The following is a 13794-nucleotide window of genomic DNA, read 5'->3' as shown; positions in this document are numbered from 1 at the left end:
CGATACGTCCAACCGTGAATCTCTGTACCCTCTGAACTGCCACGCCACGATATTTCCGAGTCGCCGCGCAGGACGGGGGTTTTGTGGCAGAGAATGCCGTGAAAACTCGCCCTGACCGTCGCCCTGATATTCAAGGCCTTCGCGCGGTGGCCGTCATGATGGTCGTGGTATTCCACGCCGGACTTCCGGTGCCGGGTGGTTTTGTGGGCGTCGACGTGTTCTTTGTCATCTCGGGATTCGTCATCGCGGGAATGCTGCAACGTGAGCGCCTCAGGACGGGCAGAACCGGATTCAGACGCTTTTATATCCGCCGTTTCAAACGACTCACGCCCGCTCTGGCACTGATGATCTCCGTGACGTTGATCATCTCGGCACTGGTCCTCTCTCCGCTTGGCGTGCAGCAGAACACGGCGCTGACCGGAACCGGGGCGATGGTTCTCATGGCGAACGCTGTGATCGCCTGGAAGACCGGTGGATATTTCGACATTGCCGCCCACTCCAACCCGTTGCTTCACACGTGGTCGCTATCGGTCGAAGAGCAGTTCTATCTACTCTTCCCACTGTTGATTGCGGTCAGCTGGTCGATGGCCGCGGCACGTCGGCGGGTGCGATTCATGCCCCAGGTCGTGGTGAGTGCGGTCGCTCTCGTCTCGTTCGTGCTGGCATGTCTCGGTACCGGCGTCATCGCCGATACAAGCTGGGGTTCGCACTATCTGTTGGGCCCGCACGGGAAGGTACTCGAGGCACTTTTCGGGTTCTACAGCCCGGTGACCAGGTCTTGGGAATTCGCGGTCGGCGTGCTCCTGGCGATGGCCGTACCCAAACTCACCCGCATGTCGGGCAACATGATTCATTTGTTGGCGGTCGTGGGGATCGCCATGCTGATCGCATCACTGTGGCTGATTTCAGAAGCGACACCCTTTCCGGGGGTGTGGACTCTTCTGCCGGTCGGAGGGACCCTGTTGCTGCTTGCCATCGGGGCAGGACGCCGCAACGCGGTGAGTCGCGCTCTTGCGACGAAACCGATGGTGGCAGTCGGCGACTGGTCTTATTCAATCTATTTGTGGCACTGGCCGTTCATCGTGTTCGCACGAATGCTGTGGCCGGACAGCGACGTCGCTCTTGTGGCGGCGGCGGGAGCCTCGTTTGCCCCAGCGATTGCGTCATACCGCTTTGTCGAGACGCCGATCCGAAATCTCCAAGATCTTCCGGTCCGGCGGGCGGCACAAATCGCTGCAATCACATTGCTGGTACCCGTGCTGATCTGTGTAGGCGTCGCCGCAGCCAGTCGCCACGGCTACTGGTCACCGGGGATTCGGCAGATGCAAGCGGCGGTGCTTGAACCGCACGCCGTGACCGGTTGTGTAACCGAAGATCAACCAGATGGAATCTCGCGGCCGTGCGTTTTCAACTCTGCCGCTCCAGGCGAGCCGATATTTCTGGTCGGCGACTCAACAGCTTGGCATCTGAGCGAGGCCGCCATCGGTGCCGGTGAGATCTTGAAGAGGCCGGTCAAGATACTGCCGGTCCCGAGTTGTCCCTTCAAGGACGTCTACATCAGCACACCCCATCCGCGGGCGGATCAGGCCTGCCGAATCAAGTACGAAAGCGTCATGCGCTGGCTTCGAGGTCAACACGCGGGAACCGTGATCATCTCCGACCTGAATTCGGTGTACCACTGGCCGGGGGCTGGATTCGGGCTAGATCCGGGAGAGTTTGAAACCGACGACACCTCGCGAGACCAGATGCTCGACCTCGGTCTGAAGAAGACAGTGCACGAATTGCAAGCCTCGGGGCACGGTGTGTTGTTGGTGCAGGCTTTTCCAGAGTTCGAACAGCCGACGAAGTTCGATCCCCTGACCTGCACCCTGATGAGCCTCTATTCGAACGACTGCACCGCCACGGTCACACGCCTCGATGCGGATAGCTTCCAGCAGCCCGAGCGTTCATCGCTGGAGAGGATAGCCGGAGAAACAGGGGCGACATTGTGGGATCCGCGGGACCACTTCTGCACGTCGGAAACATGTTCGACACAGCGCGACGGTGTCAACCTCTACCTCGACATGGTCCATATCTCGGCGGCCGCGAGCCGCGGCCTTGCCTCGTCCCTCGCGGGCGCACTCGAGAGAACCAACCGCCTGCCTTGACCCCACGCCGAGACGTGCGGTCAGTGAGACCGTGCGCGGCGTCGCCAAATCGCCCATACCGGGTTGAGTTACCGCTTTTGAATGGAAGCGATAGCAACGGTTCGATGTGCCTGCTGTGTTCTCGAAGAACATGACGCCCGAAGCTGAGTCACCTTCGGGAGCCCACCTCAACGATACCGTCCTTCCGTCAGCGGCTGATAAAAAGTTGTCCTCGAAAATATAATTCTCACCGACGATCAACCACAGCAACGCTACGTCCCCAATCGGCACATGGAAAGAATTTGCCTTCGAAAAAGATAGCTGGTCGTCTCATATTGGGTACAACAGCTCGCCAGGTTCTGGTAACGCCCAGGGTGGTCCTGTGTTCTTCGATTTCGGCAACTTTCATGATGCCGAAAACTGGGTGGCGGGACGGCCTTCGATCGTCTCTTTTTCCCGATCACCGCCGCGAAGTTCGAGGTTAGGCACTAACATCCATTGTGAAGACCGACTTCGGCATAGAAAGCCCCAACTGCCAAAGAGGTGGCCCTTATAGCTCGGGCCATCTTGGTTTTCCATGCGACCGCGACGAGGATGGAGTGCTTTTGCTGTCCCTCAATCACCCTGTCGTGAGAAGCGCGAGTTCGCGCGCTCTCCTGTTATCGCGCCCTCCTGAAAACTCGGCAGCCGTGGCGTCGGATTCCTACGTGCCGTCGTGTGAAAATCCGACGCAGTGGATCGAGTAGCGGTGCCGTCCGTTGCAGTAATAGGGACCCGTGGATACCCAAGCTATTACGGGGGGTTCGAGACGGCAGTCCGAAAGCTCGCGCCCTATCTGGTCGACGCCGGTTGGGACGTCACGGTCTACGGTCGACGCGGCGCAACGTGCCAGCAGGACCCGACCGTCGACCTCAGAGTGCGGACCAAGGTCACGCGGGGATCGGAAACAAGGAACCTCAGCACGTTGTCGCATGGCCTGTCTGCAGTGCTGGACACCGCGCACAACCAGCCGGATGTCGCACTGGTGATGAATGTGGCGAATGGTTTCTTCCTGCCCATTCTGCGCGCCCGCGGTATCCCCACGCTGGTCAACGTCGACGGCATCGAGTGGGAAAGGGCCAAGTGGAGTCCGCGTGCCAAACAAGTGTTCAGGAAGGGCGCGGAGCTCACGGCCAAATGGGCTGATCGACTCGTCTTCGATGCCCGTGAGATCGAGTCCTACTGGAACAGGACGTTCAACGCTGAGGGGGTTTATATCCCGTACGGAGGTGAGGTCGCAGCGGATCTTCCGGTTCCAGTCGGGCTGACTCATCGTGGCTATGTGCTGGTGGTGGCTCGCTTCGTACCGGAGAACACGGTACCCGAGTTCTTTGAGGCGATTGGTGCGGTGGCTGACCAACACCCGGTTGTCATCGTCGGAAGTTGCGGTTACGGCGGTGAATTGGAGACGACGGCGCGACGTTTGGCGCAGGAGTACTCGTCAGTGTCATGGTTGGGGCATATACACGACGACAGGTTGCTTCTTGCGCTGTGGCAGCACGCCGGCCTCTACTTCCATGGCCACAGCGTAGGGGGAACCAATCCTGCTCTGGTCCAGGCAATGTCGGCAGGTGCGCCGATCCTGGCCAGGGACACCGTATATAACCGTGAGGTTTTGGGGCCGGACGGGCGATTCGTACCCGCTGACCCGGAAGCCATCTCGAAGGCGGTGCGGCAGTTGATGGAGAACCGCGATGAGCGTGACAAGATGGGCAGGGCGAATTTGATTCGTGCGCAACGCCACTATTGTTGGGGTGACGTCTGCAGAAGTTACGACAGTGCCCTGCGGGGCTTACTCGCCTCTGGAGCCGGAAGCCTCAGACCGGTTCAGCGCGGTGTAAGGATCTGAATTGGCGGGAAGGCGCGATCGCTTCTCTCGATCTGACGCCGAGGGGTAGATGTGAAGATCCTCGTCGACGGGTATTGGTGGCGTCGCGGCCCCTACTCCAACCGGACGGTGCTGCTGGAAATCGTCAGCAACTGGAATGCACTGTTCCCGGACGATGAGCTGATCGTTGCGGCACCGGAACGGGACAGCACCGACCCCGTCCCGCCGCCGTCCCCGGGGGTGCGGATCGTCACCAGCCGGATGCGACTCCACCCGGCAATCAATCTGGTTGAGCTACCTGTCATCGGGCGTCGTGAAGGTGTCGACGCGATCCTCACTTTCAACTTCAGCGCCATGTCGAAGCGAGGGGTGTCATTCCTGCACGATGTGCTCCCACAAACCAACCCGGAGTGGTTCACTGCCGTGGAGCGCGCCTACCTGTACCCGATGCCCATGTGCGCGCCGCTGGCTCGGGCTGTCATCACGACCTCTCTCTCCGAGCGGACGCGCATCGTCGAGAACAATCCAGGGCTGAAGCGGGTGGTCCGGTGTGGGCTTGCGGTCTCCCGATCGCTCGCCGACGCGAGTCCATGTGTGCCTGACCTCGGTCTGTCGCCTGGCTCGTTCGTGGCCTGCGTGGGCAGGTTCAATATCCGGAAGAATCTCAAGCGCACGGTCGACGCCCTACTGCAGACGAATCGGCTGTCCGCGGATTTCCCGCTCGTTCTGATCGGTGAGCCGTCGGGATCTGAGGTCGACCTGAGAGATTTCGAGCCCGCAATCAGCCGGAGGGCCATAATCATCGCGTCAAGACTCACCGACGGTGAGTTGAAGTGGATCTACACCCACTGCAAGTTCTTCGTATGCCTCTCCCTGGACGAAGGTTTCGGACTGCCCGTGGTGGAAGCAGCCTCTTTCGGCGCCCCGGTGCTGGCCAGCGACATCCCGGTGTTCAGAGAGACCGTCGGAGAGCACGCGACCTTTGTGTGTCCCACCGACCGGGCGGCCATTACCGCTGCGGCCGTCACGTTGACCGACGCGCCACGAGACACCATTCCCTATGTCGAGCAACATAGTTGGCGTTCGGTGTGCGGTGCGATTCGGGGCGAATTGAGCCGTGCGGCAGGCGCGGCGGAGTGTTGATGGCGCAGACGTGGGCGCGGGGGAACGCCGGCGTGTGCATCCCACCGCTTGGACGCTCGTCGGCGCGTGGTCGCTGTACAGTACGGGTCACAGGTAGCGAAACGGTGCGCTGCTCAGCACCGTTCTTCACGTGGCACTCCGGCCGTAGTTCGATGCCGCGCGAGACAGGAGAACGACACTGAACGTCAGGTCGTGGATGCGCGCACTTGCCGATGTCGCGCTGCTGCCGCTTGTCAGCGTTTGCCTCGTGATACTGAAGATTGTGCGGCGCTTCGGTATCGACCGGCTACCGGCGACGCGTGCGGCTTGTCGTTCAATTGGTGTCTATCCGCTGCTCGACCATTACTATGAGCCGCTGTTCAATCCGAAATCTCTAGAGGTTTCCCTGCTGACGGACAGGAGCCTGGCGGCCGTCGATCTCAATGTGTCGGGGCAGCTCGATCTGCTACACAGCTTCGACTACAACGAAGAACTCCTCCGATTCCCGCAGACGCCGGAGTCTGAACTCGGTTACCACTACCAGAATGGCATGTTCGAATCCGGTGATTCGGAGTACCTCTATAGCTTGATCCGGTTGCGCAAACCGAGGCGAATGTACGAAATCGGCAGCGGTCACTCGACGCGCATCGCCGCGGCCGCGATCGAGGCCAACCGGAGTGAGGATCCGAACTCCGCTTGCCAACACGTCTGCATCGAGCCCTATGAGGCGTCCTGGCTGGAGAACTTGCGGGTGTCCGTTATTCGGACACCGGTCGAGAAGATCGATGTGTCGCTGTTCGATCAGTTGGAGTCCGGTGACATCCTGTTCATCGACTCGTCCCATATGATTCGCCCGCGGGGCGACGTCCTCTGTGAGTATCTCGATATATTGCCGAGGCTCAAGTCAGGCGTTCTCATTCACGTCCATGACATCTTCACACCACGTGACTACCCGGCCGCCTGGATCACCGACGAGGTCCGGTTCTGGAATGAGCAGTATCTGCTCGAGGCATTCTTGAGCTATAACCACGACTTCAGGATCATCGGCGCATTGAACTTCCTGCGGCACAATTATCCGGCCGAGCTCTCCAGGTGCTTTCCGGTCATCGCGTCCGAGCTGAACGAACGTGAACCCGGCTCGTTCTGGATGGAGCGCGTCTGACGTTCACGTTGTTGCCGTTACACCTTGGGCGGATCGACCATCCGCAATCGATACCCGCTGACCACGCCCGCCGCCGCCGAGCGGTACCAGCTGCGACCGATATCAGCGCGAAGTCCGATGCGTTCGCGAACGGGTGTGGCCGCCGCCATGAGCCGCAGCGTGGCCCACAATGTGGCGATGGTGGAAATCGCGACCAAGCGCTTCCGGAACAGAAGGTATGACAGCGCCACGGAACGGTAATACTGACCGGCGGAGAAGTCGCGGAACTGTCCCGTCGATCGGCCTCCGATATGAACGATCACGGCACGCGTCTCCAACACCATGACGACGCCGACCGTCAACAATTTGCGAGCCAGCGCTTCTTCCTCGTGGTAAAGATAGAAACGCTCATCGAACCCCCCGACACGCCAAAAATCGTCGGTGCGGATCGCCATGCAGGCGCCTTGCACATAAGGCACTCGGCCGCCGTGCGTGTACACCGGATCTTCTCGTGGGATGTCTCGACGGAGCGCGCCGATTTTCAGCGCTGTCGGCATGAAGATCTCAGCGATGTCAGACCAGCTGCGTGACCAGTGCCGAGCGCGTGTTTCGTCATTCCCGTGGGCATCCAGAATTCGGGGACCGACGACAGCATTGTTGCATTTCACGCTGTCGCACATGATTTTCACGCTGTCGGCTGTCTCAAAGGATGCATCGGGGTTCAGGAAGATGAGGACATCCGATGTGGCGTTGGCCGCCCCGAGATTGCATCCTGCGCCGAACCCTCTGTTCGCGCCCGCCTCTATCAGTCTGGCGTCGGGTCGACAGCGAAGGGCGACCTCGACACTGGCGTCAGACGACCGCTGGTCGACGACGATCACCTCACAGTCGCGAGGAACCGAACCCAAGCATTCGGCCACTGTGGATGCCGAATTGAACATCACGATGACCACCGTCGCCACAGGGGTGCCGTCCAGAGACGTTGGCGTGGTCATGCGTCGGCCATCCGCTCGTCCCACAGCTTGCGGCATGTCGTGATGAAGCTGTCGAGCGTGAAGTGGCCGAGTTCTCGGAGTACGGCGGAGTTGTCGCGGGGATCGCGAAGCCCAGCTGCATAGCTGGGCTCACCGAACTGAGCGCCGGAGCGTTCCCAACTTATGCAGCCGTCGGCAATCGAGGCGGGTAGACCGGAACGTGCATGCTCGGATGCCACCACCGGTTTGCCGTGCATCATGGCTTCGACCACTTTCACTTTCATCCCGCCACCGAGGTAGATCGGGGCGACCACGACGTCGACGCGTTCGTAGAAATCGAGCACATCGGCGACCGTGCCGAGAATATCGACAGACGCAACCGGCGGAAGGGATTCCGAGCCGAATCCGGCGACGATCACTCGTTCTGCGCTCGGCGCCAGTACGGGGATCCAATGTCGGACGAGGTGCTCGTATGCGTCTCGGTTCGGCGGGTAGTCGAAGTTCGCGAGCATCCCGTAGACCACGCCGGATGTCCCGACGGCTGCGCTACGAGGAGGGCGGTCGAAACCCGATTCCGAGACCGGGGTCGGCAGCCAGACCGAGCATGGCCCGAGTTGGCGTGCGTCCGTCCACGATGCGACCGATACGACGTCCGCGCATACAGATTCAGCTGTCTCGCGATGTGACCACAGTCGCGCTTGCGCCCGGCTGGTAAGGGCCGATAGAACATCAACCGTCTCGGCGTGGGTGCCGGCGATGTTGCTCCACAGATCGGGGTAGTCGATCCATGCAGGTCGGTGGCTCAATGCCCATCGGTGAGCTGCCGGCGTCAAACTTATTGTCGGTCCTCGGCGTTCGAGGCGGGCAAGTTCGGCGTCGATCGGCCGCCTGAGTTGAATGGGCAACATCCGGCGCTTGAGTTTGTGTATTCGCGACGCGGAAGTCCGGCGGGCACCCTCGATCCCGCGTGGGCCCACGCCCACGGGCTCGACTTCCAGCCGGTGAGCATCGAGGGCGCGGAGAAACGCCTGTACCCGCCTGCCGCCGCCATCGAGTCGATTGAACGACACATCGAGGCCGACCACGCTCACTGATGTCCGGCGGCCGGCACTCGCGCGGTTATTCAACTGGCATTCCTCTTAACACCGTCAGGCCTGCCTCGAGAGTGAGCGCCCGAATTCCGTGGATGGAGCTTTCCGGCGCATTCATAGTGAGTTCCGAGAACTCGGCAAGTTTAGCGCTCGTCGCCTTCGCCCAACACCGCGACGGTAAACCTGTATTCGGAACGAGGAGTATTGGTGTGATCGACGTGAGATCCATTCACGGTTATCCGCGTGACAGCGATTGACTTGGTACCTTGTGTACCTGTTTCGAGGAACCGCTCGGTGGCGCAGTCGGAAGACGATCGAAGATTGGGGCCGATGGTGGGTAGGCAACACACGGCGTCAGCGCGTGCGAACTGACTGGTGATGGCTGAAGGTGCCATGAGAGTTCTACTTCTGACGCCTTTTTCGCCGCTGGTAGCGCACGATCACGCAGGGAATGACCTCGCACTGCCACTGGTCACCTCGCTGGCGCCGTTCATGGACCTGCACGTCTATGCGCCCGGGCAACAGCTGGGCCACGCACGGAGCTGGCAGGTCGACGGCGTCACCTACCACCAGGGGGCGACGATCCAGCGAAGTCGGCTTGAACGATTGCGCACCTATCCTTACGCCGCCCGGGCATCGTGGTCGCGGAAGTCCACCGAGGAAGCTGCGGCCCTCATCCGTGCTCTTCGTCCCGACATTGCCCACGGAGAGTATTGGCAGTGCGCTGAACCGTTGTTGCAGTCCGGCGCTCGGACCCGCACGAGCATCACCCTTCATGACGTCCCCGGTGAGGTGGACCTGAGTGTGCTCCCGGACAGTTCCCGACTGGCGCGGTATCTTCACCGCTACGAGAACTGGAAGACGATCCGTGTCCGCAGGCGGATCTTGAGCGAACTCGATGCCGTTTTCACCTTGTCGGAGCTGGACGGGGCGAAGGTCGCGGAGGCGCGCGGCGTTGTCACAGTGGCGTCGGTGGGCGTGGAAGTGTCCGGGGACCCGTGGCGTGGCGATCGCCAGCACGTGGTTGCCTTCGGTGGCGCCATGTGGCGCTTGGAGAATCAAGCAGCGGCAGAGTATCTCGCGCGGCGGGTGCTGCCCCTCGTGCGGTGCACCGTCGCGGATGCCGAGCTCCGAATCTTCGGCGCTCGCCCCAATGCCGATGTGCGGGCACTATCCAGTGAACCCGGAGTCACTGTGGTGGGCGAAGTTGAGGACTACGACGATGAATTCCGTCGTGCCGGTGTGACCGTCGCCCCGGCAATGGTCAACGCCGGCGTTCTCATGAAGGCCATCCGCCCGATGGCAATGGGCTGCCCTGTCGTACTCAACGGCGCCAGCGCACGTCAGATCGCGGGTCTCGTGCCCGGTCAGCACGCACTCGTCGGTGGCGGACCCGAGGAACTTGCCGCGCACATATCGACGCTGATGCAGGACCGCAGCCGGGCGCACAGTTTGGGACAGTCGGCGAGTGCACTGGTGCTCGATGCCTACAGTTGGAGCCGGACTGCCGCCGTCTACAAAGGTGTTTTCGAGAAACTCGCGGTCGGCTGAACGGCACGGTGTCTGCCGGGCTCGGCGCCCGGATCAGATAGTTCGACGGCCGGCTCGGTGCTCATTTTCTGCGATGTCAAGAACCCGAAGGCAAGGAACCAGAGCGGAAGTGCTTCCGCGGTCATGACACCCCAACCCGTCGATGCGATCACCACCAAGCCTGGGAGTACCGCGATGAGCGTCGCAGCCCGCGTGTCGATCGATTTCTGGCGAAGCACGCGCTGCGCCGTGCGGATCAGGGTCAGGAAAATGGGAAACAGCAAAACCAGGGCCAGTCCTATGCCCAGTTCGGCAACTGCGAAGAGAAATGAGTTGTGAATCGGATACCCCATGGCGACCATAGGGTCGGACCTGCCGACGACCTCGATGAAGTAGTTCGGCCCGGTGCCGATGAGCGGCTTCGCCGAGATCTGATCGAGCCCTACGGAGAACAGATAGGACCGCATACCGCCCAGCGGATCCTCCGCCTGTCGCAGCTCGAGATTTGCCAGTACCGATGAGTTGAGGACAACGAAGGCGACTGCGACGGCAACAGTGCCTGCCCGCTTGACCATGGTGTTCATCCGGCCGCTCAACAGGATCCACAGCACAACAGTCAGGGCGATCGCGACGACGTTGGCGCGGGACAGGGTCAGAAGGGTGGCGACGGATCCGAGGGTGAGTGCAAGGTATGCAACGCGGCGCGTCAACGCAGAGCCGGATACCGACAGCGGGAGAAGGAAGCAGAACAGCAGGAATACCGTCTTGCCCAACATCGCTGGGTGGTAATAGATTCCGAGCATTCTGCCTTGTCTGATCCATTCGGCACCGCCGGCCGTGACACCGATCAGCGTGACACCCTGTGACTGGGCGACCGCCACCACGAAGTGCAGACCACACACCAGCAGGCAGGCGGTCGCCAATACAAGAGCGGTCTGCTCGGTGAGGTTTTCGCTCAGCCACCTGCCGATGCCGAACGCTGCGATGGCGCTGATGTACAGCTTGAGGCCTGCCCACTGCTCAGGCGTGTTGCCCCATTCCGTGAGCAGAAGGACGATAGCTGGTAACACGAAGCAGACGAGGATCCATCCGATTCGGACCCGCTCGCCCTGGACCCAGATGGCGAGCAGCGCGCCGACGAGCAACACGTCGCCCAGCGAAATCACCGGCGCGCCAGGCGCTATACCGTAGTGCATCGGGTTTCCCTGCATCGCGAAGAACGTCGCCGTGATACCGCCCAGGGTGAGAATGTAGCCACAGATGAGCGCTGCGGCCCATCCCGTGCGCGGAACCGCCATCAGGATGAAAACGACCGCAATCAGCGAATAGAAAATTTGGCTGGTTGACATCCGCTACCCACAATCCCGAGGCCCGTATCCATCTCCTCGTAGCAGCCTAGTGCGCCTGGTCGCCGCGAACAGGAGCTAAATGAAAAGAAGGGTGACACCGCAGAATGGAATCGATGGTGCAGCGCACCTCGCGGTTTTCCGGCGGTGTTAACCGTCCCATTTCAAGACAGCAGACAAGCACCGGGAGGCCGCGGCGGTGTCTTTTCACTTGCTCCGTCGAGCGAGCATTCGGCGTGTAACCTCCCGGATACAGGTCTCATACGGACATCCGAGAATCCCTCGGAGGACGGGGCAACGGTCGGCATGGCCATGACCGGGAAGTTGGGCCGGACTTCGAACGCAGCGTCGGCGTTCGCCAGTGGTCGGCGCCCTGATCTACAGGGCATGCGTGCGGTCGCGGTGCTCATGGTGTTCGCCAATCACCTGTTCGAATGGCCGGCAGGCGGCTTCGTGGGTGTGGATGTGTTCTTCGTCCTCAGTGGATTCTTCATCACCGGAATTCTCCTGAGAGAGCGCACAAAAAACCGCACCCTTTCTTTCCGTGGTTTCTACACCCGTCGGGTAAAGCGCATTCTCCCCTCGGCGTTGTTGGTTCTGGTGGCGACGGTCGCCGGTTCGTATGTGTTACTGCCCGCGTCGCGGGCGAGGGGCGCGTTGCTGGATGCGCTGTATGCCGCCTTGTTCGCGTCGAACATCCGCTTCCAGACGGTGGGGGCTGACTATTTTCAACGCGACCGACCGCCGTCGCCTGTACTTCATTACTGGTCGCTGTCCATCGAAGAACAGTTCTACTTCATCTGGCCGTTCTTTCTGGTGGTGATCTTCGCCCTCACTCATAAGGTGGTCCGCAGAACTGGTGGCTGGACCCGACAGTGGTCTCTGTTCGGCGCGATGGCGCTTGTCGTGTCGGCATCGTTCTCGTGGGCTCTCTACCTCTCGGCCACTGATCCCAACAGCGCATATTTCTCCACGCTGGCGCGGGTATGGGAACTGGGCATCGGCGCGCTCCTGGCAATAGCTGGGCCGTGGCTGACTCGCATTCCGTCCGGTATCAGGCCGGCCCTCGGGTACCTGGGCCTGACCGGGGTCGCGGCATCGATGTTCGTGATCGGACCCACTTCGCAGTTCCCCGCCCCATGGGCAGCCCTCCCGGTTTTGTGCACCGCACTCGTGGTGGCCTCGTTCCACGGGGTGCAGGTGCGCGGGATGCTTCCGCTCACCAATCCGGTGGCACAGTACTTCGGCGATACCAGTTACACCCTCTATCTCTGGCATTGGCCCGTTATCGTCCTACTTCTCGCCGTGTTACCCAGGGGAACCCTCTTCGAGATCGTGGCGGTGGTGTCGGCTCTCGTGCTGACTGCCGTGACCTACCGCTTCTACGAGGATCCGATACGGAAGTCCGGTTGGTTGCTGGACAGCGTCCCGGCTGAAGGACGCCGAACGCTGTCGTTCAGTCCGGCCGTGTGGGCGCTCCTCGGCGGAGTGACGGCAGCAGTGGTCCTGGTGTCGATTGTGGGCATGCAATTCGACGACAAACGGACGCACGCTGCGAAAGATCGTTCACCTGTCGCGGCACTGGCCGCGCCCCCGCCTCGCGAAACACCCTTGGACGCAGCATCTTCCACCATCGTTCCTCGTGCAGCGCCACCGCCGGGCGCCGATCCGTGCTTCGGTGCCCCGGCGATGCTGGATACGCAGTGCCCACTGCGAAATCCTGAGGTGCCGTTGCAACCGAGCATTGACGCATTCGCCAACGACGAGGGCGGCCCGACATGTTGGACCAATGCGGGGGATGCGCTGAATTCGTGCACGTTTGGATACGAGGGAGAGGATGCCACCCGGATCGCTTTGGTCGGAGATTCTCATGCGGCCCGCGTGCTCGTGGCGCTCGCCCCGTACCTGACGGACTTGAAGTGGCAGCTCACCACCTACCTCGGGTGGGGATGCGCCTGGCAGAATCCCGCGGGCAAGCAATGTGTGAAGGCAATGCCCGACATCGAAAAAGCGCTGCTGGCAAAGCCATACGACCTGGTGGTCACTACAGCCTCACGCGAATGGGGTGGGGCCGAGAACTATCTGAGCGCATGGCGTCCGGTAACTGCAGCGGGTAGTCGCATTGCGGTGCTGGCGGACAATCCGAGCGTCAGCGAGGAAGCGCTGGCCTGCCTCACCAGAAACACTTTCGATGGCGACCACACAGGAGATTGCGGCACGCCCAGAGCCGAGGCGCTAGCGCGGGTTGATCCAATGATCGCGGCTGCCGCCAGGCTCCGTGGCGCAAAGGTGATCGACCTGACGCCCTATTTCTGCAATGACGAACGTTGTCCCGTGGTGATCGGCAACGTCATCGTGTATTCCGACGCCGGGGCGCATCTGACGGCGACGTACATCAGCACGCTCGCACCAGCCCTCGTGGACGGTCTCCGCAGCGTTTTGGCGTCATGACAGTAAACCCGCGATCCCGGAGATCCTTCCCGAACCGGTGTCGCTACACCTAGCCGCTGCCCCAACTGTGTTGTCGCGCAGTGGCGACCAGTCATCGAGCAGCTGGATCCGCAGAGCCGCACCGGATGGCGGGAACCTCGCGCCCG

At 61.4% G+C, this 13794-nt stretch carries 9 protein-coding genes; 6 read left to right on the top strand and 3 right to left on the bottom strand.

The features are described from left to right. Positions 1 to 83 precede the first annotated feature (83 nt). The 4 genes from ACXPWS_RS29560 (at position 84) to ACXPWS_RS29545 (ending at position 6277) form a co-directional block, all read left to right on the top strand. Positions 84 to 2147: an acyltransferase family protein gene (locus ACXPWS_RS29560; protein WP_458710056.1), complete on the top strand. Its 2064-nt coding sequence runs from the start codon at positions 84 to 86 to the stop codon at positions 2145 to 2147. Between the two features lie 712 nt (positions 2148 to 2859). Then, positions 2860 to 4014 carry a DUF1972 domain-containing protein gene (locus ACXPWS_RS29555; protein ID WP_458710055.1) on the top strand — a complete coding sequence of 385 codons (1155 nt, stop codon included), beginning with the start codon at positions 2860 to 2862 and terminating at the stop codon, positions 4012 to 4014. A gap of 51 nt (positions 4015 to 4065) precedes the next feature. Next, on the top strand, positions 4066 to 5136 hold the full coding sequence (locus ACXPWS_RS29550; protein WP_458710054.1) for a glycosyltransferase family 4 protein: 1071 nt from the start codon (positions 4066 to 4068) through the stop codon (positions 5134 to 5136). Between the two features lie 196 nt (positions 5137 to 5332). Further along, the gene (locus tag ACXPWS_RS29545; RefSeq protein WP_458710053.1) at positions 5333 to 6277 is read left to right on the top strand and encodes a class I SAM-dependent methyltransferase; all 945 of its coding nucleotides are present in this window, start codon (positions 5333 to 5335) and stop codon (positions 6275 to 6277) included. A gap of 17 nt (positions 6278 to 6294) precedes the next feature. On the opposite strand, the gene ACXPWS_RS29540 is transcribed toward ACXPWS_RS29545, so the two are convergent. Together ACXPWS_RS29540 and ACXPWS_RS29535 are read right to left on the bottom strand one after the other, a co-directional pair. Then, positions 6295 to 7251 carry a glycosyltransferase gene (locus ACXPWS_RS29540; RefSeq protein ID WP_458710052.1) on the bottom strand — a complete coding sequence of 319 codons (957 nt, stop codon included), beginning with the start codon at positions 7249 to 7251 and terminating at the stop codon, positions 6295 to 6297. Beyond that, a complete protein-coding gene (locus ACXPWS_RS29535) occupies positions 7248 to 8321 on the bottom strand; it encodes a glycosyltransferase (RefSeq protein ID WP_458710051.1) in 1074 nt (357 codons plus the stop codon). The genes ACXPWS_RS29540 and ACXPWS_RS29535 overlap by 4 nt, the downstream gene beginning before the upstream one ends. Positions 8322 to 8714: 393 nt before the next feature. Here ACXPWS_RS29535 and ACXPWS_RS29530 point away from each other — a divergent pair, with 393 nt between their 5' ends. After that, the gene (locus tag ACXPWS_RS29530; RefSeq protein WP_458710050.1) at positions 8715 to 9872 is read left to right on the top strand and encodes a glycosyltransferase; all 1158 of its coding nucleotides are present in this window, start codon (positions 8715 to 8717) and stop codon (positions 9870 to 9872) included. Here the strand turns inward: ACXPWS_RS29530 and ACXPWS_RS29525 are convergent. Then, positions 9836 to 11200: an O-antigen ligase family protein gene (locus ACXPWS_RS29525; protein ID WP_458710049.1), complete on the bottom strand. Its 1365-nt coding sequence runs from the start codon at positions 11198 to 11200 to the stop codon at positions 9836 to 9838. The genes ACXPWS_RS29530 and ACXPWS_RS29525 overlap by 37 nt on opposite strands. 384 nt (positions 11201 to 11584) lie before the next feature. On the opposite strand from ACXPWS_RS29525, the gene ACXPWS_RS29520 reads away from it, so the two are divergent. Continuing rightward, complete coding sequence (locus tag ACXPWS_RS29520; protein WP_458710048.1) at positions 11585 to 13648, top strand: acyltransferase family protein; 2064 nt, start codon at positions 11585 to 11587, stop codon at positions 13646 to 13648. Positions 13649 to 13794 lie beyond the last annotated feature (146 nt).

It is taken from the genome of Mycobacterium sp. BMJ-28 (assembly GCF_054404835.1).
Note: the sequence above shows the minus strand (reverse complement) of the source record. Positions and strands in the feature narration are given on the sequence as shown.

Coding starts and splice junctions, on each gene's coding strand:
- ACXPWS_RS29530 (WP_458710050.1), top strand. CDS start 8,715: ATGAGAGTTCTACTTCTGACGCCTTTTTCGCCGCTGGTAGCGCACGAT.
- ACXPWS_RS29545 (WP_458710053.1), top strand. CDS start 5,333: ATGCGCGCACTTGCCGATGTCGCGCTGCTGCCGCTTGTCAGCGTTTGC.
- ACXPWS_RS29540 (WP_458710052.1), bottom strand. CDS start 7,251: ATGACCACGCCAACGTCTCTGGACGGCACCCCTGTGGCGACGGTGGTC.
- ACXPWS_RS29520 (WP_458710048.1), top strand. CDS start 11,585: ATGCGTGCGGTCGCGGTGCTCATGGTGTTCGCCAATCACCTGTTCGAA.
- ACXPWS_RS29525 (WP_458710049.1), bottom strand. CDS start 11,200: ATGTCAACCAGCCAAATTTTCTATTCGCTGATTGCGGTCGTTTTCATC.